This is a genomic window from Streptomyces sp. NPDC005820, from assembly GCF_040630255.1.
Classification (GTDB): domain Bacteria; phylum Actinomycetota; class Actinomycetes; order Streptomycetales; family Streptomycetaceae; genus Streptomyces.
Window position 1 is genome coordinate 39,979 of record NZ_JBEXXE010000007.1, and the last position, 26,794, is coordinate 66,772.

Below are 26,794 nucleotides of genomic sequence, written 5' to 3' on the forward strand. Positions count from 1 at the left end.
AGCGCCGACGCAGGTCACCGGACCCGCCTCACGTCTCCGTCCGGTACATCAGGTCGGTCTCGTGGGTGACGAACCCCAGACCCTCGTACACCGCCACCGCCGCCTTGTTGTCGGCGTCGACGTAGAGCATCGCCGTGGGCAGTCCCTGTCCCGCGAGGTGCCGCAGGCCGATCGTGGTGAGGGACTTGCCGAGGCCGCCGCCCTGGGCGCCGGGGGCGACACCGAGGACGTACACCTCGCCGAGCTGTTCCTCGGCGTGGACCTTGGTCCAGTGGAAGCCGATGAGTTCCTCGCCCCGGAAGGCGAGGAAGAAGCCGGCGGGGTCGAACCAGGGCTGGGCCTTGCGGTCGTCGAGGTCGCGCTGCACCAGGGATCCCTGCTCGGGGTGGTGGGCGAAGGAAGCGGAGTTGACGGCGAGCCAGGCGGCGTCGTCCCGGCCGGGCTCGAAGGTGCGCACGGTGACCCCCTCGGGCAGCACCGGTTCGGGCAGCGAGAGGTCGGTCAACGACCGCCGCAGCTGGCGCAGTTCGCGGAACAGGGTCAGCCCGAGGACCTGGGCGAGATGGCGGGCGGCGGAGTGGCCGCCGTGGGCCCACACCCGCAGCCGCTTGCCGGAGGCGGCGAGCAGGGCGGCGCCGAGGGCGCGGCCGTGCCCGTGGCCGCGGTGGGAGGGGTGGACGACCAGTTCGGCGGCCGGCGCCTCGATCGGGTCGGTGTCCTCCAGCTGGGCGTAGCCGACGAGTTCGCCGCCGACGGTCAGGACCAGATGGGAGACGCCGTCGCGGGGACCCCCGCGCAGTTGGAGTCGGCCCTGCTCGGACACCGCCTGCTGGCCGTCCGCGTGGGCGGCCTCCGCGAGCAGGTCGAGGACGGCATCGGTCTGTTCGGGGGAGAGCTCGGTGAGGGTCTCGATGGATCGGGAGCCGTGGGGCCGTGCGATGTCGTCGCTGGTCATGCGTACGAGGGTAAAGGGAGGGCGCCGCAAAGTGGGGGCAAAGGGAAGGGCAAAGGGAAACCAGGCTGTAACCCGGAACCCCCTGTCGCGCTACGCGCGTTGACTCTAGGCTGCGCCGGACGGGCCACCTACCTCAGCCGATTCACAGGGGGGCGCATGCCAGCCACATCCCAGCCGGACCCGAGTCGCAGACGTCGTACGTACCGTCTGCTCGCGGCCGCCGCCACGCTCGCCACCACGGGTGCGCTGGCCGCCGCTCTCCCGGCGGACGCCCACGACGCGCACCACGGCAAGCCGCTGCCGAGCCGCTACCAGGACGTGCAGCTGCTGTCGTTCAACGATCTGCACGGCAACCTGGAGCCGCCGTCGGGCTCGTCCGGCCGGGTGACGGAGCTTCAGGCGGACGGCACGACGAAGACCATCGACGCGGGCGGTGTCGAGTACCTCGCCACCCATCTGCGCGAGGCCCGCAAGAACAACGCGTACTCCATCACCGCGGCCGGCGGTGACATGGTCGGCGCCTCCCCGCTGATCTCGGGCCTGTTCCACGACGAGCCCACCATCGAGGCGCTCAACAAGCTGGACCTGGACGTCACCTCGGTCGGCAACCACGAGTTCGACGAGGGCGCGAAGGAACTGGCCCGGCTCCAGTACGGCGGCTGTCACCCGACGGCCGGCTGCTACACGGACAAGAAGTTCAAGGGCGCCGACTTCCCGTACCTCGCGGCCAACGTGCTCAGCGAGAAGACCGGCAAGCCGGTCCTCGCGCCGTACTGGGTGTGGAAGAAGAAGGACGTCAAGATCGGCTTCATCGGGGTGACCCTGGAGGACACGCCGGGTGTCGTGTCCGCCGAGGGCGTCAAGGGCCTGAAGTTCAAGGACGAGGTCGAGACGATCAACAAGTACGCCAAGGTGCTGCAGCGCCAGGGCGTGAAGTCGATCGTGGCGCTGATCCACGAGGGTGGGCTGCCGGCGTCGGGCGCGTACAACTACAACTGTGACTCCTCGGGCGCCGGTGCCGGCATCTCCGGCCCGATCGTGGACATCGCGAAGAACATCTCCCCGTCGGTGGACGCGCTGGTGACGGGTCACACCCACGCCGCGTACGTGTGCACCATCCCGGACCCGGCGGGCAACCCGCGCATGGTCACCTCGGCCGCGTCCTTCGGCCGTCTCTACACGGACACCACGCTGACGTACGACCGCTTCACCGGTGACATCGCGCGGACGTCCGTGAAGTCGGCGAACCACGTGGTCACCCGGACCGTCGCCAAGGCGCCGGACATGACCGAGCTGATCAGCAAGTGGAACACGCTCGCCGCCCCGATCGGCAACCGCGCCATCGGCTACATCTCGGCCGACGTGCCCAGCACGGGCACCGAGTCCCCGATGGGTGACCTGATCGCGGACGCGCAGCTGGCGTACGGCAAGGGCCTCGACGCCGGGACCGACCTCGCGCTGATGAACCCGGGCGGTGTCCGGGCCGGCCTCACCTACGCGGCCAAGGGCAGCGAGGGCGACGGTGTGGTGACGTACGCCGAGGGCTTCACGGTCCAGCCGTTCTCCAACACCGTGAACCTGCAGGACTTCACCGGCGCCCAGCTGATCCAGGTCCTCAAGGAGCAGGTCAGCGGGACGAACGCGAGCGCGCCGAAGATCCTCCAGCCGTCCGCGAACCTGACGTACACCCTGGACCTGACGAAGACCGGCGCCGACCGGGTCGTCACCGACTCCATCAGGCTGAACGGCGCGGCCGTCGACCCCGCGGCCACCTACCGCGTCGCCACCAACAGCTTCCTCGCGGGCGGCGGCGACGGCTTCACCACCCTCGGCCAGGGCACGAACGACCTGGTCGGCACGGACGACCTCGCGGCCCTGGAGCAGTACCTGACCGCCAACTCCTCGGCGACCAGCCCGATCGCGCCGCCGGTGGCGAACCGGATCACGATCGTGCGGTAGCCCGCTTTCTCGTTCGACGAGGCCGCCGCGTCATCGACGCGGCGGCCTCGTCGTGTTTCCGGACCTGTGTTTCCGGACCTGTGTTTAAAACCTGTGTGAGTCCCGGATTGGTTCCCGTATCCGCCTGAAAACTTGTCTCAGCCGTAATTCATCGAGGTCTCAGCGGAATTGGCTTTTTCCGCGCCGGGCGTCCCGTAATGTTTTCCATGTCGAAAGCGAACGACGCGAAAGCGAAGAGCGCGAACACTACGAATGGAGAACGTCATGAGCTTCCACAAGATCGCCCCGGTCAAGAAGGCCCGCAAGACCACCCCGGCCCCCGCGCCGAAGCCTGCCGCCAAGAAGAAGGAGGCGCCGAAGCCGGCCCAGAAGCGCCGCCCCATCTCCCATAAGAACTGAGTTGCAACAGAAACTGTTGCAAACCTGCGACAAATAAAAACCATGTAATCCACGCCTGGCAGAACGAGAGGTAATTCCCATGAGCTTCCACAAGATCGCCCCGATCGCGAAGGGCACCAAGGCGGCGAAGGCCGCGAAGAAGGACTGCAAGCCCGCCGCCAAGAAGAAGGCTGCCGCCCAGCCCGCGCCGAAGCGCCGCCCGGTCGCGCACCAGGGCTGACGGGACGCCATGAGGCGGGGTCACCACCGGTGGCCCCGCCTCCGTCATGCACGGAAGGATCCGACGATGAGGGAAGCCCGTGCGGCCTTCCGCCGCTTCTGGCCGCTGACCCGCGGCGACCGCGGCTGGATGCTGGTGATCGTGGCCTGCGTGGTGGTCTCCGCGCTCGCCGAGACCGCCTCCATCCTGCTGTTCGCCCAGCTCACCGACAACGCTCTGAAGGAGGGCTCGCTCGCCGCGTTCTGGGAACCGGCCGGCGCCTGGCTGGGCGTCGCCGTGCTGGGCGCGCTCGTCGGCTACCTGGGCAACTCGCTCGCCACCTGGACGGCGGAACGCTTCGTCCTGCGTCTGCGCGCCCGCACGTTCGCCCATGTCCAGGGCCTGCCACCGCACTTCTTCCAGCAGCACCGCCAGGGCGACCTGGTGGAACGCCTGACGGGAGACGTGGAGGCGATCGAGCAACTGGTGGTGTCGGGCGTGGTGGGCACGGTCTCCGCGGCCTTCTCCGCCCTCTTCTACTCGGCCGCCGCCCTGTACATGCGCTGGGACCTGGCCCTGGCCACCTTCCTCCTCGCCCCCCTCTTCCTCCTGGCCGCCCGCCGTTTCTCCAGCCGCATCAAGCAGACCTCGCGCGACGAACGGGCTGCGGACGGCGCGATCACCTCGGTGGTGGAGGAGTCCCTCGGGAACGTCGTGCTGACCCAGGCGTACAACCGCCGTGCCGACGAGGAGCGGCGCCTGGACCGCGAGGCTCGCGCCTGGATGCGGGCGAGCGTGCGCGGGGCGCGGCTGAGCGAGATGTACGAGCAGTTCGTCGAGGTCGTCGAGACCCTCTGCGTCCTCGCGGTGATCGGCCTGGGCGTCTGGGAGATCTCCGCCGGCCGGATGACTCTCGGCACCCTCCTCGCCTTCGCCGCCTTCATCGGCTACCTCTACCCGCCGGTCCGCAGCCTCGGCCAACTCGGTCTGACGGTCACCGCGGCCACGGCGGGCGCGGACCGCATCGCCGAGATCCTGGACGCGCGCCCGGCCGTCGAGGACCCGGCCACCCCGGTCCCCACCTGGCCGGTCCACGGCCACCTCGCCTTCCACGGTGTGGACTTCACCTATCCCGAAACCCCCCGCCCCTCCCTCACGGACGTGACCTTCACCGCCTCCCCCGGCGAACTGATCCTCGTCACGGGCGCGAGCGGAGCCGGCAAGTCCACCCTCGCCAAGCTCCTCACCCGCTTCTACGACCCCGACGCGGGCGTGATCACGCTGGACGGCGTCCCCCTCACCGACGTACCCCTGGAGTTCCTCCGCGAGAACGTGGCCCTGCTCCCCCAGCAGACCCTCGTCCTCAACGGCACCATCCACGAGAACATCGCCTGCGGCCGGCCGGGCGCGACCGACCAGGAGATCGAGGACGCGGCCCGGGCGGCGGCGGCCCACGCCTTCATCACCGCCCTCCCCGACGGCTACGCCACCCCCATCGCCCCCGGCACGGCCGCCCTCTCCGGCGGCCAACTGCAGCGCATCGCCATCGCCCGCGCCATGCTCCGCGCGGCCCCGGTCCTCGTCCTCGACGAACCCACCGCCGGCCTCGACTCGGTGGCCGCCCGCCGGATCGTCCAGCCCCTGCGCCGTCTGATGTCCGGCCGTACGACGATCATGATCACCCACGACCTCAGCCTCGCCCCCGAGGCCGACCGCATCCTCGTGATCGACGAGGGCCGTCTGCTGGCCGCCGGCACCCACGACGACCTGATCACCCACTGCCCGCCCTATGCCCGCCTCACCGAGCCGTGGCCCACCATCCCCGCCACCAGGCATCACTTGGCGGAGGACACCCTGGTCCTGAGGCTGTAGGAACCGGGGACCGATGCTGTGGGAACCGGGGACCGATGCTGTGGGAACCGGGGACCGAGGCTGTGGGAACCGGGGACCGAGGCTGTGGGAACCGGGGCCGCTCAGCCCTCCCGCAGCATGTACCCCAGCCCCCGTACCGTCTGGATCAGTCGGGGGAGGCCGCCGATCTCCAGTTTCCGGCGGAGGTACATGACGTAGACGTCGAGGGTGTTGGAGGTCGGCTCGAAGTCGAAGCCCCAGACGTCGTGGAGGATCTGGGAGCGGCTGAGGACCTTCGCGGGGTGGCGCAGGAGGTACTCGAGGAGGGTGTACTCCGTGCGGGTGAGGTCGACCGGGTGGCCCGCTCGGGTGACCGTGCGGGTGGAGTGGGTCATGACGACGTCGAGGAAGCTGAGGGTGTCGGGGGCCGAGGGGCGTGGGGGCGCGGGGGTGCGGCGGGTGGCGCGGCGCAGCAGGGCGCGGACCCGGGCCAGGAGTTCCTCGACGGCGAAGGGTTTCATCAGGTAGTCGTCGGCGCCGTTGTCCAGGGCGACGATACGGTCGCCGACCGCGCCCCGGCCGGTGATCATGAGGATCGGGACCGTGGAGCCGGAGGCGCGGATGCGGCGGGTGGCGGCCAGGCCGTCGAGGCCCGGCATGGTGACGTCCATCAGGACCAGGTCGGGTGCGCTGCCGGGGGCCGCGATCAGGTCGAGGGCGAGCCGTCCGTCGTCCGCGAGGACGGTCTCGTAGCCCTCGAACCTGAGCAGTCTGCCGATGCCTTCCCTTATGTCCGCGTCGTCGTCGGCGAGCAGGATCCTGCCCGCCGCGTTCGTCGTGGTGCCCGTTTCCGTTCCCCTCACCGTTTGATTCACCATTCCTTCACGGTGGGGCGGAGGGCTGTGGCTGAGCTGGCAGAGGGGTGTGGCTGGGCTGGGATCAGGAGGCCGAGGGCGTCCAGTCGCCGAGCCAGTCCGCGACCTCCTGGCCGGCGGCCTGGGCGTCGGTCAGCTGCGGGCGGTTGCTGCTCGCGGCTCCCGAGCCGGCGCCGGTGTTCTTGTACTCGGCGAAGCGGTCGTCCTTCCAGGAGAAGCCGCCCATGTCGGACCAGGGGGTCGACTTGATCGCCGCGCTGAGGGAGCTGTCGCGGACCGTGGTCTGCGGGTCGACGGTCGTGTCGCCGCCCGGGTGCCAGTTGCGGCCCAGGAAGAAGGAGGCCGAGGTGACGTCCCCGTTGACCGTCGAGCGGTTGATCAGGATGCCCTTGCGGCCCGCGGGGGTGCTGGGGGCGGTGACATAGCCGGCGCTCGTGCCGTTCCAGCGCTTCTTCAGCGTGATGACGGACTTGTCGATGACGGCGGTGGCCCGGCCGAAGATGAAGTCGACGTTGCCGGTGATGTAGGAGTTGCTGATGTAGACCCGGCCGAGCTTGTCCTTGGCGGCGGTCTCCATCTCCAGGGTGTCCTGGTCGCCGTTGACGATGACCCCGTCGAGCACGATCCGGTCGGCCTGCGTCAGCAGCGCCACCGCCTGGTTGGCGATGTCCTGGTGCTTGGACTCGTCGAAGTCGTTGGTGACGGTGAGGTTGCGGACCTGGGAGTCGTCCGAGAAGACGGAGACGGTGGCGCTGCCGGGCGTCCCGTACGTCCCGGAACCGTCGGGCTTGGTCATGCCCGCCGCGTTGCCGTAGACGATCGTGGTGTCCTTGCGGCTGGAGCCGCTGCCCTGGATGGTGACGTGCGGCTTGTTCGCGGGGATCTTCACGACCTCGCGGTACGTCCCCGGCTTCACGGAGATGACGACCCGGGCGGTGTTGTTCGCGGGCACGGCGTCCACGGCGGCCTGGACCGTCCTGTACTGGCCGGTGCCGTCGGCGGCGACGATCAGGGTCGTGGTGGCCGCCTTGGTGGTGTTCGTGCCCGTGGACGCGGTCGTGCCGAGGGAACTGCGCGGGCCCGCCCCGGACTTGAGGAGCGACGGCACATCGGCCGTCTTGTCCAGGGTGTACGCGTAGTACTTCTTCGGGTCCCAGGCCGCGCCCGAACCGCCGCTCTCGTTCTTGCCGGTCGTCCCGGAGAACACGTTGCCGCGCTGGACGAGGGTGGCGGTGGTGTCGCGGACGACGGGGTTGGTCAGGCCCTGGAAGTACGAGTTCTCCAGGACCATGTTGGTCCTGCCGCGCGCGTAGTTGCCGTACGACGACTTGATCTCCGTGCCCGCCACGTCCTCCAGGAAGTTGTTGTAGAGGTGTGCGTGGGCGACGTTGTCCGTGGAGGGGTTGCGCTGCTCGGTCTCGCGGATCCAGTTGTGGTGGATCGTGATGTCCGCGGTGACGTTGTCGGTCCAGCCGATGCCGAAGGCCTTGTTCTCCTGGCTGAGCTTGTTCCAGGAGACGGTGAGGTAGGTGGTGTCCTTGCGGCTGTCGATCAGGCCGTCGGCCATGTGCCGGATGTCGTTGTGGTCGATCCAGACGTGGTGGGCGCCGTCCATCTGGATGCCGTCGTAGTCGTGCTCCTTGTCGTTCCAGACGCCCTGGTACGCGTCCCGGATCGTCAGATTCCGGATGATCACGTTGTGGACGCCCTGGCCGAGGAAGAAGCCGCCGCCGACGATCTGCCCGGACGTCCCGGATCCGATGATCGTCTTGTTCGACTGGACCTTGATCTCCTTGCCGACCGGGTCCATGTTGATCGTCGCGGCGACGACGATGACGTACGGCTCGGTGGCCGTCGCGTACTTCTCCAGATCGGCGAGGGTCTTCACGGTGACCGTCTTGCCGTCCCGGCCGCCGTACGTCCCGTTCTGGCCCAGCGCGTCGACCGAGGCGAAGCCGTCGGCGGAGGCGGTGGCCCACGCGGGCGCGGCGGTGGCCGCCGAGGCCTTCGTCTGCGCATCGGCGCCGAACAGGCCCAGGTCCGTGCCGTACGCGAGGGTGCCGGCGGCGGTCAGCGCGAGGGGGATGCCTGCGGCGAGTGCGGTCCGGCGCCTGCGGTGCCGGGGGCGGGAGCCGGTGCTGTGCGCGCGGCGGGCTTCGCTCATCTGCGGGTTCCGTTTCCAGGAGGGGACCACCCGTGGGGGGTGTCGGTCGCGGGTTGGTCGCCGCCTGGGACGGAAAGGTTGCCGAACTCACGGAAATTCATGAGAACGGGCCGTACGGGGCTCCGGCTGCGTGGCGCTACGGAGCCTCGGGCGCCTCGGGGGGAGGCGTCGGTGCGCCCGGCAGTCGTACGGTCGCCACCGTGCCGCCGCCGTGGGCGCGGGCCAGGGTGACGTTGCCGCCGGCCTGTTCGACCGTGCGGGCCACGATGGACAGGCCGAGGCCGGAGCCGGGGAGGGCGCGGGCGCTGGGGGAGCGCCAGAAGCGGTCGAAGACGTGCGGGAGTTCGTCCTCGGGGATGCCGGGGCCGTGGTCGCGGACGGTCAGTGTGCCGTGCGTCAGCTGGACGTCGATCGTGCCGCCGTCGGGGCTGAACTTCACCGCGTTGTCCAGGATGTTGACCACCGCGCGCTCCAGCGCGGAGGGCTCCGCCCGGGTGAACCAGGGCTCCAGGTGGGCGTTGATCGTCAGCTCGGGGCCGCGGAGCCGGGCGCGGCGAAGGGCCGCCTCGATCGTGTCCTCCAGGGCGACCACCTGCACGCGTTCGCCGCGCTGGCCCTCCGAGCGGGAGAGCTCCTGGAGGTCGCCGATGAGGGAGGCGAGCTCGGTCATCTGCGCCTTCACACTCGCGAGGAGTGCCTTGCGGTCGGCGGCGGGGATGGGGCGGCCGGTCTCCTCGCTGCGGGTGAGGAGCTCGATGTTCGTCCGGAGGGAGGTGAGGGGGGTACGGAGCTCATGCCCGGCGTCCGCGATCAGCTGCTGCTGGAGCTCGCGGGAGTTGGCGAGCGAGGCGGTCATCGAGTTGAAGGAACGGGAGAGCCGGGCGATCTCGTCCTCGGCGTCGTCCTCTACGGGGATGCGGGTGCTCAGGTCGTCGGTGCGGGCCACGTGTTCGACGGCCTCGGTGAGCTTGTCGACCGGGCGGAGGCCTGCGCGGGCTACGGCGAGACCGGCTGCGCCTGCGCCGACGACGCCTACGCCGGAGACGAGGAGGAGGATCAGAGCAAGGTCGTTGAGGGTGGACTTGGTGCCTTCCAGCGACACGGCGATGCTGATGGCGACGTAGGACTGCTCTCCCGTGCCGGGGTCCTGGGCGGGCTGCGGAACGGTCATGACTCGGACCGGCGTACCGTCGTCAGCTGTGCCGTTGCGGATGACGCCTCGGTTGGAAGCGCCGTTCTTGATCACTTCCTTGTCCGCCTGGGTGACCTTGATCGCGCCGAGGGAGTCGTCAGTCACACAGGCGGTGCCGTCCGAGGTGACCACCTGGGTGTACAGGTTGCGGAACGGCCTCGGACTCTCAGGGGTCTTCGTGCAGTTGGTGAGCGCGTTCTGCATCTGCACCCAGTTCCCGGGCTTCATCCGGGCCGCCTGTTCCAGGTCATCGTTCACCTGCTCGTACAGCTTCCCCTGCACGATGAACCAGCACGTCACCGACACCGCCGCCACCGCGAACGCCACAGCGGCAGCGACCAGCATCGACAGGCGGGCCCGGATCGGGAGGGTCCGGAAGCGCCGTACCAGCTTGTTCACTCCGCGCCGCCTTGGCGCAGGACGTACCCGACACCCCGCACGGTGTGCACGAGGCGCGGCTCGCCGGCCGCCTCGGTCTTGCGGCGCAGGTACATCACGTACACGTCCAGGGAGTTGGAGGACGGCTCGAAGTCGAAGCCCCACACCGCCTTCAGGATCTGCTCACGCGTGAGGACCTGACGCGGGTGCGCCATGAACATCTCCAGGAGCGTGAACTCCGTGCGGGTCAGTTCGACGGGCCGGCCGCCCCGGGTGACCTCACGGGTCGCGAGGTCCATGCGCAGGTCGGCGAAGGTGAGCGCCTCGTCCTCCTCCACGACGGCCGCGCCGGCCGCCGCAGCGTAGGAGCTGCGCCGCAGCAGCGCGCGGACGCGGGCGAACAGCTCGTCCAGTTCGAACGGCTTGACCAGGTAGTCGTCGGCGCCCGCGTCGAGGCCGGTGACGCGGTCGCCGACCGTGTCGCGGGCGGTCAGCATGAGGATGGGGGTGGTGTCGCCGGCCCCGCGGATACGGCGGGCGGCGGTGAGGCCGTCCATGCGGGGCATCTGGATGTCGAGGACGACCAGGTCGGGGTGGTAGGCCGTCGCCTTGTCCAGGGCGTCGGCGCCGTCGACGGCGACCTCCGTGTCGTAGCCCTCGAAGGCGAGACTGCGCTGGAGTGCTTCACGCACGGCCGGCTCGTCGTCGACGATCAGGATGCGCTGGGTGTCACGGTCGCCTTCGGCGGGGCTCATGGGCGTGGATCCTCGGGTGCGGTGGGACGGACGGGGGACGAGGCCTTCAGCCTCGCATGCTTCCCGGTCCGCGCGTAGAGAGTGGTGCTGCGGGAGATCAGCCGCGCATCGCCGTGAGGCGGTTCAGCGGGACCTTGCGGCGGTGCGGGCGGGTGGCGGGGGTGCGCAGGCCCATCAGCTGCGGGGCCGCCACCTCCGGGGCTCGTACGAGCATCTGCTTCACCGGCTCGTGCAGCTCGTACGCCACGTCGAGGGCCAGAGCGAGGTCGGCCGCGCCGACGCCGGTCACCGTGTGCGAAACCTGCTTGATCATGACGTACTCCCTACTGGTGCGACTGTCGCGGTGGATGGTCAGCTGTCGGATCCGCCGGCCCGCAGGCTCGCCAGGTCGGACTTGACGGTGTTGATCGGGATGGCGAAGCCGAGGCCGACGCTGCCGGCGTCCGAGGAGGAGGACGAGGCCGCCGAGTACATCGCGGAGTTGATGCCGATGATGTTGCCGTTGGCGTCGATGAGCGCGCCGCCGGAGTTGCCGGGGTTGAGGGAGGCGTCCGTCTGGAGCGCCTTGTAGGTGGTGGTCGAGGTGCCGGTGTCGCCGTTGAACTGCTGGCCGCCGAACTCGAAGGGCCACCCGCCGCTGCCCTGCTGTTGCTGCTGCTGGCCCTGGCTCTCGTCGGTGGAGACGGTCACGTCACGGTTGAGGGCGGAGACGATGCCGCTGGTCACCGTGCCGGTCAGGCCCTCGGGGGAGCCGATCGCGACGACCTCGTCGCCGACCTGGATGCCGTCGGAGTCGCCGAGGGTCGCCGCCTTCAGACCGGAGGCGTTCTCCAGCTTGATCAGCGCGAGGTCCTTCTTGCTGTCGGTGCCGACGACCTTCGCGGTGTAGCTCTTGCCGTCGCTGGTCGTCACCTTGATCGAGGAGGCGCCCGAGATGACGTGGTTGTTGGTGACGATCTCGCCGTCGCTGGTGATGATCACACCGGAGCCGGTGGAGGAGCCGTTGCTGAGGGTGGCGTTGATCTCGACGACGCTCGGGCTGACCGCGGCGGCGATCGAGGCGACGTCACCGGTCTTGCTGGACGGCACCACGCTGGTCGTGGTGGAGGAGGAGACGACCTGGTCCTTGCCGGTCAGCTCCTGTATGCCGTACGCCGTGCCGCCTCCGATGGCCGCGGCGACGATCGCCACGGCGGCGAGCAGGGCCAGGGGGCCGCGGGTGCGCTTCTTCCTGGGCTCCGGGGCGCCGGGCGCGGGCTCGGCCGCCACGGGGGTGAGGAGAGCGGTTCCGCCGCCGTTGCCGTCCCCGCCGACGGCCGAGGCCGGTGTCTGCGCCGGCGTCTGCCACACCGCGGTGGGCTCGACCACCGGCTGCTGGTGCGCACCCTGAGGCAGGGGCTGCCGCACCGGCTCGTACGCCGGCGGGGGCGGCCACTCCGGGTTGACGGGGGAGGAAGCGTGCTGCTGGGCGCCCTGGTAAGGGGTGTCGAAGTTCTCGTACTCGCCGCTGCGGCGGAAGCTCTCGGTCATGGAAAGAAGCTTGTCCCGTGACCATGAGAGCTCCCTGAGTGCTCCCTGAGAACGCCGCCAGAACCTCGTATGCCCGAAATAAAGCGGGAACAGGCACCCGGCGCGGGTCTCTCAGAGGCCTCTCATACGGGCGGGTCGAACGCTCAGGCGCAGCCGCAGGAACGCCGTATCACCAAGCGGGACGGGAACTGCTTCAGGCGTTCCCGGCGGGAGCCCGCGATCCGGACCCCGTCGTCCAGGACCAGGTCCACCGCCGCGCGGGCCATCGCCGAACGGTCCGATGCGATCGTTGTCATGGGCGGGTCAGCGAGGGCGGCTTCCTTGATGTCGTCGAAGCCGATGACGGCCAGCTCGCCCGGTACGTCGATGCGCAGCTCGCGGGCCGCGCGCAGCAGGCCGATCGCCTGGTCGTCGGTGGAGCAGAAGATCGCGGGCGGCCGGTCGGGGCCGGAGAGCAGGTCGAGGGCGACGCGATAGGCGTCGTAGCGGTTGTACGGCGCCTCGAAGAGCCGGCCCTCGGTGCTGAGGCCCGCCTCGGCCATGGCCTGGCGCCAGCCCTCGACGTGGTCGGAGACCGGGTCGCCGACGGAGGGGGTCTCGGCGGTGCCGCCCATACAGGCGACATACGCGCAGCCGTGCTCCAGGAGGTGGCGGACGGCGACCCGGGCGCCGCCCAGGTCGTCGGTGACGACTGCGACGTCGTCGATGGCCTCGGGCCGCTCGTGCAGCAGCACCACCCGGGCGTCCCAGGCCTCGATCTCGGCGGCGGCCAGGTCGTTGAGCGCGTGGCTGACGAGGATCAGGCCGGAGACCCGCATCCCGAGGAACGCCCGCAGATAGTGGACCTCGCGCTCGGCCACGTAGTCGGTGTTGCCGACGAGGACCATCTTTCCGCGCTCGGAGGCGGCCTGCTCGACCGCGTGTGCCATCTCGCCGAAGAAGGGCTGGCGGGCGTCCGGGATGATCAGGCCTATGAGGTCCGTGCGCCGGGACGCCATCGCCTGGGCGACCCGGTCGGGCCGGTACCCCAGTTCCTTGATCGCGGCGAGGACGCGCTCGCGCGTGGCCGGGGCGACCGGCCGGGGTCCGTTGTTGATGACGTAGCTGACGACGGCGGTGGAGGTCCCCGCCAGTCGTGCGACGTCGTCCCGAGTCACCTTGGCCACGCGCGGAGTCTACGCGGATGGACCCGCTCTGGGCAGGGCGTACGTCACGTCCCTGTGCGGAAGCGATGCCTCCGCCGAGCGGATCCCGGCCGGTACCGGTGGGTAACCGAGGGGTACCGGCGAGTACTAGACGTCCGCCGCGACCTCTTCGGCACCCACGGCGTCCGCGTTGTCCGAATCCTCCGCGTTTACCCGCCCGGCCTTGGCCTTCGCGTCGTCACTTCCGCGCTCAGCCTTCTCAGGCGTAACGAATCGATAACCCACGTTCCGGACGGTGCCGATCAGCGACTCGTGCTCCGGGCCGAGCTTGGCGCGCAGCCGCCGTACGTGCACATCGACCGTGCGGGTGCCGCCGAAGTAGTCGTAGCCCCACACCTCCTGGAGGAGCTGGGCGCGGGTGAACACCCGGCCGGGGTGCTGGGCCAGGTACTTCAGCAGCTCGAACTCCTTGAAGGTGAGGTCGAGGACCCGCCCCTTCAGTTTCGCGCTGTACGTCGCCTCGTCGACCGACAGATCGCCGTTGCGGATCTCCATCGGGGAGTCGTCGGCGACGATCTGCTGCCGGCCCATGGCGAGCCGCAGCCGGGCCTCCACCTCCGCCGGGCCGGCGGTGTCGAGGAGGACGTCGTCGATGCCCCAGTCGGCGGTGACGGCGGCGAGGCCGCCCTCGGTGACGACCAGGATCAGCGGACAGCCGGGTCCGGTCGAGCGCAGCAGCTGGCACAGGCTGCGCACCTGCGGGAGGTCGCGCCGGCCGTCGATCAGGATGACGTCGGCGCCGGGGGTGTCGACGAGCGCGGGTCCCTCCGCAGGAGCCACGCGCACGTTGTGCAGCAGCAGGCCGAGGGCGGGCAGCACCTCGGTCGACGGCTGGAGGGCATTGGTCAGCAGCAGCAGAGAACTCATACGTCTGGTTCCTCCTCGGTCCCTGCGAGGACGTCTGTGCGATGCGGCACTGCTCTGCGATCCCGAAGGCCCCGTACACCCGCGGTCACCTGGAGTTTCCCGCTTCGTATACAACGCTTCCGAAAGCACAAAAGGACCCGGGGGCTACGCTGCCCGAGTCCTCTGCCCAGCAGAATAGCCCACATGAGCAACAGTCGGGCAGGTCATGTGGTGCGTTCCACCGTTCGTCCGGACTCCGAGACGGGCACGCGCACACCATTGCGGACGTTTCTGCCCACCGTCGACGGGATTCCGATCGATTCCGTATACGACCCGGGTGCGGTCGTATACAACGGCTCGCCGCCATCCACCGTTCACCCCGTGTTCGTGATCGCGCACGGGTTCACCGGTGACGCCGACCGCCCCCAGGTACGCCGGGTCGCGGACGCCTTCGCGCGGTACGGGGCCGTCGTCACCTTCTCCTTCCGGGGCCACGGACGGTCCGGCGGGCGCTCGACGGTCGGCGACAAGGAGGTCCTCGACCTGGAGGCCGCCGTCGCGTGGGCCCGCTCGCTCGGCCACACGCGCGTGGTGACCGTCGGCTTCTCGATGGGCGGCTCGGTCGTGCTCCGGCACGCGGCCCTGCACCGGGGGGTGGACGCCGTCGTCTCGGTCAGCGCGCCCGCCCGCTGGTACTACCGGGGCACCGTCCCGATGCGCCGGGTGCACTGGCTGATTACCCGCCCGGAGGGCCGCCTCCTCGGCCGCTGGGGCTTCCGCACCCGTATCCACGACCGCGACTGGGACCCCATACCCCTCTCCCCGGCCGAGGCGGTCCCGCAGATCGCGCCCGCCCCGCTGCTGATCGTCCACGGCGACCGCGACGGCTACTTCCCCCTCGACCACCCCCGGATGCTCGCCGCGGCGGCGGGCGAGTACGGCGAACTCTGGCTGGAACCCGGTATGGGCCACGCCGAGCACGCGGCCGACGACGCCCTGCTGGCCCGGATCGGGGACTGGGCGGCGGCCAGGGCGGGCTAGCCTGAACCCTGTCGGGGAACCGACGACAGACGAACCGATCCGAGAAGGAACGCGATGCCCAAGGTCACGGTGCGCTACTGGGCGGCCGCGAAGGCCGCGGCCGGGGTCGACGAGGAGCCGTACGACGCGGACACCCTCGCCGAGGCCCTCGACGCCGCGCGTGCGCGACACCCCGGCGACCTCACGCGTGTGCTGCGGCGATGCTCGTTCCTGATCGACGGTGACCCCGTGGGCACCCGCGCACATGAGACGGTACGGCTGGCCGACGGCGGCACGGTCGAGGTGCTCCCGCCGTTCGCAGGAGGGTGAGGATGACCGACCAGCAGCCGTACCAGCAGTACCCGGGGTACGACCAGCAGAACTGGCCCGCGCAGCAGCAGGGGTACGACGACCCGCAGGCGCACCTTCAGTACACGCAGCAGTGGCAGGGGCAGACCTGGGAGACCAGCGTCCAGCCGCCGGTCACCGCGGAGTCGGCGTACACGCCCGCGCAGTCCTACGAGGGCGGATACCCGGCGCCTCCGGCCGGCGGGCCCCCCGTGGACCCCGGGTACCCGGCACAGGGCGCCGCGCCCGCCGTGGACCCCGGTGGGTACCCGGCACAGGGCGGTGCCCCCGCCCCGGGCGGCGAGGCGGCCACGGCCTACGGCCCCGCCACCCTCGCCGGCAACTCCCGTGTCACCGACGCCCAGCGGGCCCGGCTCGAAGGGCGTTCGCCGGTCATCGAGCCCGGGATGCAGCCCGCCGCGCTCACCGCGCTGCTGGGGCTGCTGCTGTCCGGTGCCGCGGCCGTGGGGACGTACGCCCTGCTCGTGCCGCTCGTCGTGCTGCAGGCCGTGACGGCGGCGGGCTGGTTCCGGCTGAACGGCATGTGGCCGGCCCGGCAGGGCATCGCGCTCGCCTTCCTCGGCGCGCTGGTCTCGGACGTGGCGCTGCTCGTCGCCGGCCGCGAGAACGCGCCCGCCGCGATCCTCGGCACCCTGGGCGTGTGGGTGCTGCTCTGCCTGGTCCTCCAGCTGCGCTCGCACGCCGACCCCGACGAGCGGATGTACGGCCTGATGGCGACCGTCGCCTCCGCCGCGCTGGCGATCCTCGCCACCGGGCACCTCGGCGCGGACCCCGAGGCCGTGACCGTGGGGACCGCGGCCGTCGCGGTGGCCGTCCTGGCCCGCGCGCTGCCGCTGCCGACCCCGGCCTCCGTCGTCGTGGCGCTGCTCGCCGCCGCCGGCGCGGGCGTCGCCGTCGGCGGGACGACCGGGATGGGCGCGCAGGGCGCGCTGCTCGGCGCGGGTGCCGCGGTGTGCGCGCTGATCGGCCACCGGGTCGCGAGCTACGACTACCCCTCCCGTTTCGTCCACTTCACGGCGGGTGTCGCCCTGCCGCTCGCGGCCTCCGCGCCGGCGGTGTACGTGCTGGGGCGGGCGCTGGGTTAGCCGGCCGGCGTGTCACAGCTGATCGACAATTTCGGGGTGTCCCTCGGCGCCGGGGCTAGCGTGGGCGGTAAAGCGACCTGAACCCGGGGGACACCTTCATGCGCGCGCTGCGAACACTCCTGATCGTCGTGGTCGTCCTGGGCGGCCTCTTCGTCCTCGCGGACCGTCTCGCCGTCCACTTCGCGGAGGGCGAGGCCGCGGACAAGCTGAGGACCACCGAGGGCCTCGCCGGCACGCCCGACGTGTCCATCAAGGGCTTCCCCTTCCTCACCCAGTTGGCCGGCGGTTCGCTGGACGACGTCGAGGTCGGCATCAAGGACTACGAGGCCGACACCGGCATCAACGGGCAGACCCTCCGCATCGACGACCTCGAGGCCGACATGAAGGGCGTCGAGTTCTCCGGCGACTACAGCTCGGCCACCGCCGCGTCGGCCTCCGGTACGGCGACCGTCGCCTACGACGAGCTGCTGAAGACCGCCAAGTCCGAGGAGACCCGGGTCGCGCCCGGGCTCACCGCCAAGGTCGTCGGCCTCTCCGACGGCGGCAACGGCAAGATCAAGGTCACCGTCGAGGCGACCGTGCTGGGCGTGAAGCTGAAGGAGCCCGTCTCCGTGCTGAGCACGGTCAGCGTCCAGGGCGACACGGTCCGTGTGCACGCCGACTCGCTTCCCGACTTCCGCGGGGTGACGGCCGCCGAGAACGAGGTCCGCACCGTCACCGACTTCCAGCAGAAGATCGAGGGGCTGCCCGGCGGCATCCAGCTCGACAAGGTGCAGGCGGGGAAGAACGGCGTGGAGATCACGGTGAAGGGTTCGAACGTCCGGCTCGCCGGGTAAGACCCTCTGATGTCCGACAGGCGAGACGCCGCCGTCCGAACCGTAGATGTGACGACGGATACACCCACCCGGAGGCCCTGCGCGGACAGCGCGCGCCCATAGTCGTCCCAGGATGCGGACGATCGCATCTCACCATCCGGCCAGCTGGTGACACGCCCGCCTGTCCGTCCCTACGATCGACCGCATGATGCAGCGACAGGCGGATCTCACGAAGCGGCGGGCAGTAGACCTGTGCCGCGTCGCCGCCATGCTCTGTCGCACTGTCTGACAGCGGAAGCGCCGCCGGCCTTCCGCGCCTCCCGGCGCCCTCGAGCCGAGGGCATCCGTGCGCCGGCCGCCGGCGAGACCCGGCCGCGCACCCCCTCTTTCTTGCACACCCCCGCCGCAACTGCCCCGGAGGAGAACGAGCATGAGCCGCAGCGAAGTCCTGGTCGACGCCGACTGGGTCGAGGCCAACCTCGACAACGCCGACATCGCCATCGTCGAGGTCGACGAGGACACGTCGGCCTACGAGAAGAACCACATCCGCAACGCCATCCGGATCGACTGGACCCAGGACCTCCAGGACCCGGTCCGTCGTGACTTCATCGACCAGGAGGGCTTCGAGAAGCTCCTGTCGGCGAAGGGCATCGGCAACGACACCCTGGTGATCCTCTACGGCGGCAACAACAACTGGTTCGCGTCGTACGCGTACTGGTACTTCAAGCTGTACGGCCACGAGAACGTCAAGCTTCTCGACGGCGGCCGCAAGAAGTGGGAGCTGGACGCCCGCGAGCTGGTCGAGGAGGTCCCGGCGCGCGCCGGGACCACCTACACCGCCAAGCCGCAGAACACCGCCATCCGCGCCTTCCGTGACGACGTCGTCGCCGCGATCGGCTCGCAGAACCTGGTCGACGTCCGCTCGCCCGACGAGTTCTCCGGCAAGCTGCTCGCCCCGGCCCACCTGCCGCAGGAGCAGTCGCAGCGCCCGGGCCACGTCCCGACCGCCCGCAACATCCCGTGGTCGAAGAACGCCAACGACGACGGCACCTTCAAGTCGGACGACGAGCTCAAGGAGCTCTACGCCGACGAGCAGGTGGACCTCGCCAAGGACACCATCGCCTACTGCCGCATCGGCGAGCGCTCGGCCCTGACCTGGTTCGTCCTGCACGAGCTGCTCGGTGTCGAGAACGTCAAGAACTACGACGGCTCCTGGACCGAGTACGGCTCCCTGGTCGGCGTGCCGATCGAGCTCGGCGCCAACAAGTAACCCACCCAGCCCGCAAACCCGACCGACCGGCCTTCCTTCCGTCCGGTCAGACCCCGATGGAGAAAGACATGTGTGGAGCGAAGGCCGGCGGCCCGGACGCCTCGACGATCAAGCCCGGTGAGACCACGATCCAGGGCCAGGTGACCCGCGACGGCGAGCCGGTGGTCGGATACGTCCGCCTGCTGGACTCGACCGGTGAGTTCACCGCGGAGGTCCCCACCTCCGCCACGGGACAGTTCCGCTTCTACGCGGCCGAGGGCACCTGGACCGTCCGTGCCCTCGTCCCCGGCGCCACCGCCGACCGCACGGTCGTCGCCCAGAAGGGCGGACTCGCGGAGGTCGCGATCGCGGTCTGAGGACCGCAGGGCTCGGGCGGTCTGTGACGGACGCCGACAGGTGCTGACGACGGAAGGGCCGTATCCCCCGCGGGGTACGGCCCTTCCGGCTGCCCGGACCTACGCTGGAAGCATGTACGCACGCCGGCGTCACCTCTACTTCGCCATGATGGGCACGTGCATCGGCCTGTTCGTCCTGGCCTGGGGAGTCGTGCGCATCTGGTCGGTGCCGGTGGCGGTCGGCATGTGCGTGGTCGCCATGGTCATCCCGCCGCTCGCGGCGATGGTCGCCAACCGGCGAGGCCCGGAGGACCGCTGGTGGGACGACCCCTCCGGCGACCCGAAGTCCGACGAGTGGTGGGACGAACTGGACGGCAAGAAGCGCCGGCCCTAGCCGTCAGTAGACGAGGGCCTGGGCGCCGTCGGCCAGGGCCTCCTGGACGAACACCTGCGCACCCGCGATCCGTACGCCGTCGATGACGTCCTTCTCCGTGATGTCCCGCCGGGCCGCGCACTGCGTGCAGAGCGTCAGCCGCCCGCCGGCCAGGACGGCCTCGATGAGATCGGGCAGCGGGGCGGAGTGCGGCAGCTCGAACTCGGCCGCCCGGCCGGGCAGCGCGAACCACGCGGACTCCCCGGTCAGCCACAGCGACACCTCGACCCCGCTGGCCACGGCCACCGCCGCGACCGTGAACGCCTGCGAGCACCGCTCGGGGGCGTCGGCCCCGGCGGTCACCTTGATCACGAGCTTCTTCGCCATGGCCGAATCGTAATCAACTCCCTTACAACTCCTTGTGTTGACCATGGGTCTCCCGTGGAGCGCGATACGGATGGCGCGCTGCACGTTCTGAGGGGGACGTCGTGGAAGAACGCGTGGAGGGCGCCGTGGGGCTGCCCGAAGATGCGCCGGGACATGTCGTACGACGCAGAGGCCGTACGACCCTGCTGATCGCCGGTGCCGTGGTGCTCGGTCTGGTGGTCGGGGCGTGCGCCGGCTACCTGGTCCAGGCCGACCGGGAGCCGACGAAACTGCCCTCGCTCTCGCAGCCGACGATGCCGCAGGCGAAGGGCCCCGCCCCCGAGCCGCTGTCGGCGGCGCGGGACCGTCGGGTGAAGACCGACGGCGACCTGCGCAAGCTGCTGCTGACGAAGCCGAAGGGCGCCAAGGACGCCGACTGGCTGGAGGGCCAGGACGGCTGGCTGGACCTGGCCGCCTACGCCGACTCCTACGAGAAGCCGGAGGAGATCTTCGGCGACCTCGTCGGCAACGAGTTCCGCCGGGCCGCCGTCGTCGGCTGGGCGGAGGGCAGCTCGTACACCGTGGAGCTGCGGCTGGTGCAGTTCCGGCAGGAGGAGACGGTCGCGGCCGCCGACTACTGCGACAACAACCAGTACTGGGCGGAGAAGGAGAGCTCCACCGACAGCTGGCCGATCGCCGGTACCGGCACGGGCATGGCGTATGTCCACCACAAGCCGAAGACCGAGGCCGGCTACCTGCCGCTCTACAGCGCGGAGGCGCACGCCTGGCGCGGTGACGTCTCCCTGGAGATCTGGGTCTACGGGTCCAGGACGATCTCCAAGAAGAAGATCATGGACCTGGCCGAGCGGCAGATGGAGCGGCTGTGAGCGAGCAGGAGTACGAGGCCGCCGCGGGGGCCGGACCGGTCGGCTCGGTGGGCCCGGTGGAACCGGTCGGCCCCGAGCTGGTCGTGGCGCCGGTGGAGCCGGTCGACCCTGCCGCGCGGCGCGGGCGCCTGCGGCGGGCCGCGGCCGTCGGGGGATCCCTGGTGCTGGCCGGGGTCCTGGTCGCCGGGGTCGGTCTCACGGTCGTCACCGTGCGCGACGCCGACCGGGACCCCGGGGCGCCGGTCTGGACGTTCCCGAAGGAGACGCCGGCGACCGGCCGGCCGGAGCACGGGGAGACGAGCCGTACGGGCCTCGCCGCGATGCTCGTCCCGTACGGCACGGAGGGGTTCGTCCGGGGGCCGGACATCGGTGAGTTCGGCGCCGACGCCCAGCTCAGCGGGGAGCGGGCCGCCGCCCTGCGCAAGGAGGCGCTGAAGGATCTGCCGCGGTCGCAGCGCAAGCGGCTGGAGCAGCGGATCGACAAGCAGCGCATCACGGGCATGGCGATGCGGAGCTACCTCAGCGAGGAGACCAGCGCGCTCGATGTGAACGAGGGGGTGTACTCCGTCGGCATCACGCTGTCCCAGATGGACAACAAGGCGGCGGTGCGTGACATCGCGACCTTCCAGGGCGAGTTCCTCGACGCCCTGGACGTCTTCCGCAAGGGGCCGGAGATCAAGGGCCACAAGAACGCGAAGTGCTTCCTGCCGCCCAAGGACGCCGACTCCGACCTCGAGGGCATGTTCTGCTCCGCGTACGTGGGCGAGGTGCTGGTCAGCCTGACCGCGGAGGCCGTCAAGCCACTCGACACCAAGGGAGTCGCCCTGCTCCTCCGCGAACAACTCGACCGCATCGCGGAACCGGGGGAGACGGTATGACCGACGAACAGACAACAACACCGACCCCCGACACACCCACGACCCCGGAACCGGCCACTCCGGAACCGGCCGGCTCGCAGGTGGCGGAGTCGTGCGTGGCCGCAGCCGCCGACGGTGGGGACGGACCGCTGGGGCCACCCGCGCCCGACGACGAGACCCGCACAGGTGGTGCGGGTGGGAACACGGGGGGCGAGGGCGGAGCCGAGGCGGTTCGGCGGCGTAACCGCATGGCGCGCGGCCTCCTGCGCTGGGCAGCCGCGGTGACCGTCTTCGCGGCGGTCGGCGCGTCCACCGCGTACGGCATCACGAGGATGGACCGCACCGACGTACCGGGTCTGGCGACGAAGTCGGACGGCCGGTGGGCGTACCCGACGCTCACCAGGCCGCCCCTCCCCTCCGGCAGCCCCGGCCCCTTCGCCACGGCGAACCCCTCCGGCGCCCACTACGCCGACCTGCGTGCCCTCGTCCTGCCCGCCCCCGAGGGCGCGACGCAGGACAAGGCGCTGGCCGGCTCCGACGGCTGGCTGGCGACGAAGGACTTCCTGAAGGAGTTCGAGGCGACCCGCCGGGGTGACATCCAGGACAAGCTCGTGGACGCCGGCCTGCGCCACATCGCGGCCCGCGGCTGGACCACCCCGGACGGCATCATCACCCGGGTCTACCTGCTGAGATTCGGCTCGGTGGCCGTCACCGACCAGGTCGTCGCCGACACCCTCACGCGCTACGACGCCCCGGTGTACCCGGTCCGCGGTGCCGACGCGTATGAGCGGGACGAGGACTTCCCGACGGAACCCCGCTCCAAGAACGTCGCACTGACGCCGTACGCCGAGATGAAGCCGTACGGCAGCGAGCAGGTCCGCCTCGCGTACCTGAGCGCCGGTGACGTCCTGGCGATGATCGTGCAGGCCGGGAAGGGCGGCATGCCGGCGATCCCCTTCCAGCAGACGGTGGTCCTGCAGAGCCAGCTGCTCGAGTGACCCCCGGGCGCCCGTGAGGGCCCACCTCACACGGAGGGCCGGTCCCCGGCCGCGTAAGCTGGGGACCGGCCTTGTGTACGTACGGAACCAACCACGCTCATCCGAGGAGCACCCCGTGGAGATCTTCTTCGAAACCCTGCTGGTCCTGGTCTGCGTCGGTGTCCTCGCCTTCGCCGCCCTGACCGTGAAGAAGCTGTACCAGGGCCAGCGCTGACCGACCGATCCAGGAACTGTCAACCATGATCGAGATTCCGTCCGACCTCCACAAGGACCTCGTCCCCCTCGCCTTCCTGCTGGGCACCTGGGCGGGCGCCGGTGTGCACGACTTCCCCGGTGCGGAGAAGTGCAACTTCGGGCAGGAGGTCACCTTCAGCCACGACGGCCGTGACTTCCTGGAGTACCGGTCCCACACCTGGGTCCTGGACAACGACGGCAACAAGGTCCGTCCCCTGGAGTCCGAGTCCGGCTTCTGGCGGATCGACGGCTCGCGCAAGGTCGAGGTGACGATGACCCGCGACGACGGCGTCATCGAGATCTGGTACGGCGAGATGGCCGACAAGAAGCCGCAGATCGACCTGTTCACGGACGCCGTCGCCCGCACGGCCGCCTCCCGCCCCTACACCGGCGGCAAGCGGCTCTACGGCTATGTCAAGAGCGACCTGATGTGGGTCGGGGAGAAGCAGACCCCCGAGGTCGAGCTGCGCCCCTACATGTCGGCCCATCTGAAGAAGGTCGTCACGCCCGAGGACGTCGAGCGCTGGGCCAAGGCCCTGCCCGACGACATGCCGGACGACGGCATCGCGTTCTTCAAGTAGGCCCCCCGTTCTTTTTCACCTGGACTTCCGCAGAGCCCCCGCAGCCGTTGGCGCGGGGGCTCTGTTCTGCTCCCGCTGGGGTTAACAATTAAAGCTGCATGGCAATGCGTTTGCAGGCGCCGACGCTACGCGTTACCTTGATGACGTCTTCGTAGAGCAATGACAGGCCTCGCGAATGCGCGGAGCCCCGGTCGCATCATGCCTGCGACCGGGGCTCCGGAGGCTGTGCCCTGGGCGGCATGCGAAGCAGAGGCGGACCCAGAACATTCGCTTACCACGCTAGCACAGCGCATCCATGGATGCGTGTAGGGGGAACCGTGACCAATCGCCTGCCCGCATGGATGCTGCGCGACCTGTCCCTGCCGCGCCTGCGGCGGTACATCCGTGCCGCGCACGGCGACGCCCGCACCGCGGAGCGGCTGTACTGGTGGAACATCGAGGTGTCGGCCGCTCTGCTGGGGTCGCTGCACTGCCTGGAACTGGCCCTGCGCAACGCCGTGCACAGCGCGCTCGTTCGACATCACGGCAGACCGGACTGGTGGACGGTGGCGCCCTTGAATGAGCGAGGTCGCAGGCTTGTCGAGGACGCCCGCCGCTCATGCGGACGCCGCCTGCGGCGCACGACGCCGGACGACATGGTGGCGGAGCTGACCTTCGGCTTCTGGACGTCGTTGCTCAGCTCGGGCTACGACCGCGACTTCTGGGTGCCCGTCCTGCACACGGCGTTTCCGCACTACCGAGGGCGTCGCGACCGTCTCTACCGCGATCTGACCTCGCTGGTTCTGCTGCGCAACCGGGTGATGCACCATGAGCCGGTCCATCACCGGCACCTCGCCGCCGACCATGACACCATCTACCGCGTGCTCGGCTACCTCAGTCTGGAGCTGGCCAAGGAGGCACCGGCCATGGACCGTTTCTCAACCGTGCTCGCAGGCCGGGCGGATGTCCTGGGCGGCGCCAGACCGCCGCAGTTCTGAGGGAAGGCACTGTGACCGACTCCGCAGCACGACGTTCCGTGGCAGAGGGCGACACGGAGTTCGCCAGCGTACTCGTCTCCCGACCCGACATCGCGCGCCTCGCCGGCGTGAGGCGCCCCGCAGTCAGCAACTGGGAGCGGCGGCACGCGGACTTCCCGACGCCAGTGACCGCCGATGCCGAGGTCGAGCGGTTCCGTGCCGATGAGGTGCTGACCTGGCTCTCCGGCCGGACCGTCCCCGCCAACGTCCTGGGGCCGGGCGAACCGGCAGGTACGACCTACGGCGATCGGTTCCGTGCGGGGCTCTCCGGCGGCAAGTCTGGCGGGCTCCTGCGCATGGTCGAGCGGCTCGCAGGGGCGGAGGCGGACCGGCTGCGGGGCCCCATGCCGCTGGACCGCTACCTCTTCTGGCTGCTGTACCTCGTCCTGAATCAGATCGCGGAACCGGACGACGGCCTGGCCAAGGCCGTGGACGTTTTCCGCGAGAGCGTCCGGGAGCTCAACCTGCCGGAAGAGACAGTCCCGCGCCATCTGCTGGCCGACCTCGCGGACACGCTCCGCCCTGCCGGCGCGGGCTCCGGACAGGAGAGCCGGGCCGCGTTCGACCATGTCCTGGTTCTGTGGCGGGCCGCGCACGCGCGCGAGGGGGGCGCGTTCCACACCCCGCCATCCGTGAGCCGGGTCATGGCCGAGGCGCTGGCCGCCGTACGCCCCGGGGCGGTCCGGGTGCACGATCCATACGGCCGTACCGGCGAACTGCTCGTCGCCTACCTGGACGCGGTCGCCGCGCACGGCGACGGCGCAGCGGCCGTGGTTGGCGGCCGGGTACCCGACGGCCTGGAACGGCAGGTGGCGCAAATGAACCTGCGTGTCCATCACGGGCGGAGCGTGCGACTCGGTGAAGGACCGTTCACCCCGGCGCTCGATCCGCCCGCCGACCCTCCCGGCGCCTTTGACGTACTGCTGACCAACCCGCCCTTCGGCCGCCGCCTGGAGAACGTGGACCCGCCGTCGTACTGGACCTACGGCCCTGCCCGCCGTACCGAGTTCGACTGGCTGCAGTACATCGTCTCGCGCCTCGCACCCGAGGGCCGGGCCGCTGTACTCCTGCCGGCGGGCGCCTCGTTCAACCGTGGCGCCGCCGAGACCGTGCGGGCCGGGCTGGTCGAGGCCGGGGTCGTGGAGTGTGTGATCGGGCTTCCCGCCAGGGTCTTCACCCTCACGGCCGTCAAGACGCAGATCTGGTTCCTGCGCGCGCCCGGCTCCAGGGGCGCAACAGATCCTGAGGTGCTGCTCGTGGCTGGTGAGCATCTCGGGCACCGGATCGCCCGCACCCAGTGGGCACTGACCGACGAAGACATCGCCCTACTGGTGGGCGAGTACATGTCATGGCACACGGCTCGTGCGGGCGGGCGCTCCTTCTCGGGCACCCCCGGATTGAGCCGTGCCGTACTGGTGTCGGACATCGCGGACCAGGGCCACAGTCTGGATCCCGCGCGGTACGTCCGGCCGTCGGACCAAGTCCAGGCGGCCGCCACGCTCGGCACCGCCGCGACTCGGAACCGGCTGGCGAGGCTGGCCGAGCAGATCGAGAGCCTACACACGCGGGCGGCGGCGGCCGACGCCGAAGCGGCCCGGTGGCTCAGGAGGTACGGACTGTGATGGCGACCGACGAACTCACGCTCCCCGCAGGCTGGTCGCGACATCACCTCCGGGAACTGTGCGCGTCCATCCAGGTGGGACCGGGTCGGCGTGCCGAGGACAACGGCCGTACCCAAGCTGATGGCGGGACCCCCCTGGTACTCCCGCGCGATCTACGTGGTCAGCGGATCGTCACCGAGGGTGCCGCGGACGTGCCCGCGATCCCCTGGGGGCGGGCGCAGGCGTTGGCGAAGTACGAGCTGGCAAGAGGGGACATCCTCCTCACCAGGACCGGGACCGTTGGTCGCTGTGCACTGGTCACCCGAGAGCACGTGGGCTGGCTGTTCCATCCCAACCTGGTACGGCTCAGGCTGCCCGAGGTGAGGCGGATCGAGGCCGCGTATCTGGTCGCGTATCTGAGCGCGACTTCCGCACAGGACTGGATCGCGTCACGGACGGCCGGCGCGGTCATCCCGTCGCTGAGCATCCGCACCCTGAGTGAGCTGCCGGTCCTCCTGCCGCCGATCGTCGAGCAGGCACGAATCGGCGCCACCCTCGCCGCCCTCGACGACAAGATCCAGGCACACACCGAGATTGTTCGCGCGACCCGTGCCTACCGCAGCGCGCTCGCGGACGCCCTGATGAACGGCGTCCTGTCGGCCGACCAGTGATCCGCTCG

29 protein-coding genes are annotated in these 26,794 nt (G+C 70.3%); 19 read left to right on the top strand and 10 right to left on the bottom strand.

Annotated elements, in window-relative coordinates:
- Positions 1–28: 28 nt before the first annotated feature.
- Entirely contained in the window at positions 29–955 is a 927-nt protein-coding gene (mshD, locus tag ABZ464_RS10370) for a mycothiol synthase (protein WP_359273784.1), read from the bottom strand.
- 156 nt (positions 956–1,111) lie between these two features.
- On the opposite strand from mshD, the gene ABZ464_RS10375 reads away from it, so the two are divergent.
- From ABZ464_RS10375 to ABZ464_RS10390, 4 genes are all read left to right on the top strand, one after another.
- Positions 1,112–2,914 (top strand): bifunctional metallophosphatase/5'-nucleotidase, encoded by a 1,803-nt coding sequence (locus ABZ464_RS10375; protein ID WP_359273787.1) that lies wholly within the window; start codon positions 1,112–1,114, stop codon positions 2,912–2,914.
- A 264-nt stretch (positions 2,915–3,178) separates the two neighbouring features.
- Complete coding sequence (locus ABZ464_RS10380; protein WP_359273790.1) at positions 3,179–3,313, top strand: hypothetical protein; 135 nt, start codon at positions 3,179–3,181, stop codon at positions 3,311–3,313.
- Positions 3,314–3,392: 79 nt separating this feature from the next.
- The gene (locus ABZ464_RS10385) at positions 3,393–3,533 is read left to right on the top strand and encodes a hypothetical protein (protein WP_359273792.1); all 141 of its coding nucleotides are present in this window, start codon (positions 3,393–3,395) and stop codon (positions 3,531–3,533) included.
- A 66-nt stretch (positions 3,534–3,599) separates the two neighbouring features.
- Positions 3,600–5,384 carry an ABC transporter ATP-binding protein gene (locus ABZ464_RS10390; protein WP_359273795.1) on the top strand — a complete coding sequence of 595 codons (1,785 nt, stop codon included), beginning with the start codon at positions 3,600–3,602 and terminating at the stop codon, positions 5,382–5,384.
- Between the two features lie 101 nt (positions 5,385–5,485).
- On the opposite strand, the gene ABZ464_RS10395 is transcribed toward ABZ464_RS10390, so the two are convergent.
- The 8 genes from ABZ464_RS10395 to ABZ464_RS10430 all read right to left on the bottom strand — a co-directional run bounded on the left by ABZ464_RS10395 (position 5,486) and on the right by ABZ464_RS10430 (position 14,329).
- A complete protein-coding gene (locus ABZ464_RS10395; RefSeq protein ID WP_359273798.1) occupies positions 5,486–6,226 on the bottom strand; it encodes a response regulator transcription factor in 741 nt (246 codons plus the stop codon).
- Between the two features lie 76 nt (positions 6,227–6,302).
- Positions 6,303–8,402 (bottom strand): pectinesterase family protein, encoded by a 2,100-nt coding sequence (locus ABZ464_RS10400; RefSeq protein WP_359273801.1) that lies wholly within the window; start codon positions 8,400–8,402, stop codon positions 6,303–6,305.
- 136 nt (positions 8,403–8,538) lie between these two features.
- Positions 8,539–9,993 carry a HAMP domain-containing sensor histidine kinase gene (locus ABZ464_RS10405; RefSeq protein ID WP_359273804.1) on the bottom strand — a complete coding sequence of 485 codons (1,455 nt, stop codon included), beginning with the start codon at positions 9,991–9,993 and terminating at the stop codon, positions 8,539–8,541.
- Positions 9,990–10,727: a response regulator transcription factor gene (locus ABZ464_RS10410; protein WP_359273806.1), complete on the bottom strand. Its 738-nt coding sequence runs from the start codon at positions 10,725–10,727 to the stop codon at positions 9,990–9,992. Before ABZ464_RS10410 ends, ABZ464_RS10405 begins: the two co-directional genes overlap by 4 nt.
- Before the next feature lie 97 nt (positions 10,728–10,824).
- The gene (locus ABZ464_RS10415; RefSeq protein ID WP_359273808.1) at positions 10,825–11,040 is read right to left on the bottom strand and encodes a hypothetical protein; all 216 of its coding nucleotides are present in this window, start codon (positions 11,038–11,040) and stop codon (positions 10,825–10,827) included.
- 38 nt (positions 11,041–11,078) lie between these two features.
- Entirely contained in the window at positions 11,079–12,257 is a 1,179-nt protein-coding gene (locus ABZ464_RS10420) for a trypsin-like peptidase domain-containing protein (RefSeq protein ID WP_359273811.1), read from the bottom strand.
- A gap of 143 nt (positions 12,258–12,400) precedes the next feature.
- The gene (locus tag ABZ464_RS10425; protein ID WP_359273814.1) at positions 12,401–13,423 is read right to left on the bottom strand and encodes a LacI family DNA-binding transcriptional regulator; all 1,023 of its coding nucleotides are present in this window, start codon (positions 13,421–13,423) and stop codon (positions 12,401–12,403) included.
- 126 nt (positions 13,424–13,549) lie between these two features.
- On the bottom strand, positions 13,550–14,329 hold the full coding sequence (locus ABZ464_RS10430; protein ID WP_359273816.1) for a response regulator transcription factor: 780 nt from the start codon (positions 14,327–14,329) through the stop codon (positions 13,550–13,552).
- Between the two features lie 183 nt (positions 14,330–14,512).
- Here ABZ464_RS10430 and ABZ464_RS10435 point away from each other — a divergent pair, with 183 nt between their 5' ends.
- The 8 genes from ABZ464_RS10435 (at position 14,513) to ABZ464_RS10470 (ending at position 19,596) form a co-directional block, all read left to right on the top strand.
- Entirely contained in the window at positions 14,513–15,349 is an 837-nt protein-coding gene (locus ABZ464_RS10435; RefSeq protein WP_359273819.1) for an alpha/beta fold hydrolase, read from the top strand.
- Between the two features lie 54 nt (positions 15,350–15,403).
- Positions 15,404–15,658: a MoaD/ThiS family protein gene (locus tag ABZ464_RS10440; RefSeq protein WP_359273822.1), complete on the top strand. Its 255-nt coding sequence runs from the start codon at positions 15,404–15,406 to the stop codon at positions 15,656–15,658.
- Between the two features lie 2 nt (positions 15,659–15,660).
- The gene (locus ABZ464_RS10445; protein ID WP_359273825.1) at positions 15,661–16,782 is read left to right on the top strand and encodes a hypothetical protein; all 1,122 of its coding nucleotides are present in this window, start codon (positions 15,661–15,663) and stop codon (positions 16,780–16,782) included.
- A 98-nt stretch (positions 16,783–16,880) separates the two neighbouring features.
- Positions 16,881–17,618: a DUF2993 domain-containing protein gene (locus tag ABZ464_RS10450; RefSeq protein WP_359273827.1), complete on the top strand. Its 738-nt coding sequence runs from the start codon at positions 16,881–16,883 to the stop codon at positions 17,616–17,618.
- Between the two features lie 187 nt (positions 17,619–17,805).
- On the top strand, positions 17,806–17,886 hold the full coding sequence (locus ABZ464_RS10455) for a putative leader peptide (protein WP_359274367.1): 81 nt from the start codon (positions 17,806–17,808) through the stop codon (positions 17,884–17,886).
- Between the two features lie 141 nt (positions 17,887–18,027).
- A complete protein-coding gene (locus tag ABZ464_RS10460) occupies positions 18,028–18,867 on the top strand; it encodes a sulfurtransferase (RefSeq protein WP_359273829.1) in 840 nt (279 codons plus the stop codon).
- Between the two features lie 68 nt (positions 18,868–18,935).
- Positions 18,936–19,223: a DUF1416 domain-containing protein gene (locus ABZ464_RS10465; protein ID WP_358640276.1), complete on the top strand. Its 288-nt coding sequence runs from the start codon at positions 18,936–18,938 to the stop codon at positions 19,221–19,223.
- 112 nt (positions 19,224–19,335) lie between these two features.
- Entirely contained in the window at positions 19,336–19,596 is a 261-nt protein-coding gene (locus tag ABZ464_RS10470) for a DUF3099 domain-containing protein (protein WP_359273832.1), read from the top strand.
- 3 nt (positions 19,597–19,599) lie between these two features.
- Here the strand turns inward: ABZ464_RS10470 and ABZ464_RS10475 are convergent, their stop codons facing one another.
- Positions 19,600–19,962 (bottom strand): DsrE family protein, encoded by a 363-nt coding sequence (locus ABZ464_RS10475; RefSeq protein ID WP_359273834.1) that lies wholly within the window; start codon positions 19,960–19,962, stop codon positions 19,600–19,602.
- 101 nt (positions 19,963–20,063) lie between these two features.
- On the opposite strand from ABZ464_RS10475, the gene ABZ464_RS10480 reads away from it, so the two are divergent.
- The 7 genes from ABZ464_RS10480 to ABZ464_RS10510 all read left to right on the top strand — a co-directional run bounded on the left by ABZ464_RS10480 (position 20,064) and on the right by ABZ464_RS10510 (position 26,786).
- Positions 20,064–20,828, top strand: a complete 765-nt coding sequence (locus tag ABZ464_RS10480) for a hypothetical protein (RefSeq protein ID WP_359273836.1) — start codon at positions 20,064–20,066, stop codon at positions 20,826–20,828.
- Positions 20,825–21,706, top strand: a complete 882-nt coding sequence (locus ABZ464_RS10485; protein ID WP_359273839.1) for a hypothetical protein — start codon at positions 20,825–20,827, stop codon at positions 21,704–21,706. Before ABZ464_RS10480 ends, ABZ464_RS10485 begins: the two co-directional genes overlap by 4 nt.
- Positions 21,703–22,683 (top strand): hypothetical protein, encoded by a 981-nt coding sequence (locus ABZ464_RS10490; RefSeq protein ID WP_359273842.1) that lies wholly within the window; start codon positions 21,703–21,705, stop codon positions 22,681–22,683. Before ABZ464_RS10485 ends, ABZ464_RS10490 begins: the two co-directional genes overlap by 4 nt.
- 239 nt (positions 22,684–22,922) lie before the next feature.
- Positions 22,923–23,498, top strand: a complete 576-nt coding sequence (locus tag ABZ464_RS10495; protein WP_359273843.1) for an FABP family protein — start codon at positions 22,923–22,925, stop codon at positions 23,496–23,498.
- A gap of 317 nt (positions 23,499–23,815) precedes the next feature.
- On the top strand, positions 23,816–24,475 hold the full coding sequence (locus ABZ464_RS10500; RefSeq protein ID WP_359273846.1) for a hypothetical protein: 660 nt from the start codon (positions 23,816–23,818) through the stop codon (positions 24,473–24,475).
- An 11-nt stretch (positions 24,476–24,486) separates the two neighbouring features.
- Positions 24,487–26,136: an N-6 DNA methylase gene (locus ABZ464_RS10505; RefSeq protein ID WP_359273848.1), complete on the top strand. Its 1,650-nt coding sequence runs from the start codon at positions 24,487–24,489 to the stop codon at positions 26,134–26,136.
- Complete coding sequence (locus tag ABZ464_RS10510) at positions 26,136–26,786, top strand: restriction endonuclease subunit S (protein ID WP_359273852.1); 651 nt, start codon at positions 26,136–26,138, stop codon at positions 26,784–26,786. Before ABZ464_RS10505 ends, ABZ464_RS10510 begins: the two co-directional genes overlap by 1 nt.
- The last annotated feature ends 8 nt before the right edge of the window (positions 26,787–26,794 follow it).

Excerpts from the sequence above, each read along its gene's own strand:
- mshD (WP_359273784.1), bottom strand. The coding sequence starts at position 955 with ATGACCAGCGACGACATCGCACGGCCCCACGGCTCCCGATCCATCGAG.
- ABZ464_RS10375 (WP_359273787.1), top strand. The coding sequence starts at position 1,112 with ATGCCAGCCACATCCCAGCCGGACCCGAGTCGCAGACGTCGTACGTAC.
- ABZ464_RS10380 (WP_359273790.1), top strand. The coding sequence starts at position 3,179 with ATGAGCTTCCACAAGATCGCCCCGGTCAAGAAGGCCCGCAAGACCACC.
- ABZ464_RS10385 (WP_359273792.1), top strand. The coding sequence starts at position 3,393 with ATGAGCTTCCACAAGATCGCCCCGATCGCGAAGGGCACCAAGGCGGCG.
- ABZ464_RS10390 (WP_359273795.1), top strand. The coding sequence starts at position 3,600 with ATGAGGGAAGCCCGTGCGGCCTTCCGCCGCTTCTGGCCGCTGACCCGC.
- ABZ464_RS10400 (WP_359273801.1), bottom strand. The coding sequence starts at position 8,402 with ATGAGCGAAGCCCGCCGCGCGCACAGCACCGGCTCCCGCCCCCGGCAC.
- ABZ464_RS10410 (WP_359273806.1), bottom strand. The coding sequence starts at position 10,727 with ATGAGCCCCGCCGAAGGCGACCGTGACACCCAGCGCATCCTGATCGTC.
- ABZ464_RS10415 (WP_359273808.1), bottom strand. The coding sequence starts at position 11,040 with ATGATCAAGCAGGTTTCGCACACGGTGACCGGCGTCGGCGCGGCCGAC.
- ABZ464_RS10420 (WP_359273811.1), bottom strand. The coding sequence starts at position 12,257 with ATGACCGAGAGCTTCCGCCGCAGCGGCGAGTACGAGAACTTCGACACC.
- ABZ464_RS10430 (WP_359273816.1), bottom strand. The coding sequence starts at position 14,329 with ATGAGTTCTCTGCTGCTGCTGACCAATGCCCTCCAGCCGTCGACCGAG.
- ABZ464_RS10435 (WP_359273819.1), top strand. The coding sequence starts at position 14,513 with ATGAGCAACAGTCGGGCAGGTCATGTGGTGCGTTCCACCGTTCGTCCG.
- ABZ464_RS10440 (WP_359273822.1), top strand. The coding sequence starts at position 15,404 with ATGCCCAAGGTCACGGTGCGCTACTGGGCGGCCGCGAAGGCCGCGGCC.
- ABZ464_RS10445 (WP_359273825.1), top strand. The coding sequence starts at position 15,661 with ATGACCGACCAGCAGCCGTACCAGCAGTACCCGGGGTACGACCAGCAG.
- ABZ464_RS10450 (WP_359273827.1), top strand. The coding sequence starts at position 16,881 with ATGCGCGCGCTGCGAACACTCCTGATCGTCGTGGTCGTCCTGGGCGGC.
- ABZ464_RS10455 (WP_359274367.1), top strand. The coding sequence starts at position 17,806 with ATGCAGCGACAGGCGGATCTCACGAAGCGGCGGGCAGTAGACCTGTGC.
- ABZ464_RS10460 (WP_359273829.1), top strand. The coding sequence starts at position 18,028 with ATGAGCCGCAGCGAAGTCCTGGTCGACGCCGACTGGGTCGAGGCCAAC.
- ABZ464_RS10465 (WP_358640276.1), top strand. The coding sequence starts at position 18,936 with ATGTGTGGAGCGAAGGCCGGCGGCCCGGACGCCTCGACGATCAAGCCC.
- ABZ464_RS10470 (WP_359273832.1), top strand. The coding sequence starts at position 19,336 with ATGTACGCACGCCGGCGTCACCTCTACTTCGCCATGATGGGCACGTGC.
- ABZ464_RS10475 (WP_359273834.1), bottom strand. The coding sequence starts at position 19,962 with ATGGCGAAGAAGCTCGTGATCAAGGTGACCGCCGGGGCCGACGCCCCC.
- ABZ464_RS10490 (WP_359273842.1), top strand. The coding sequence starts at position 21,703 with ATGACCGACGAACAGACAACAACACCGACCCCCGACACACCCACGACC.
- ABZ464_RS10495 (WP_359273843.1), top strand. The coding sequence starts at position 22,923 with ATGATCGAGATTCCGTCCGACCTCCACAAGGACCTCGTCCCCCTCGCC.
- ABZ464_RS10510 (WP_359273852.1), top strand. The coding sequence starts at position 26,136 with ATGGCGACCGACGAACTCACGCTCCCCGCAGGCTGGTCGCGACATCAC.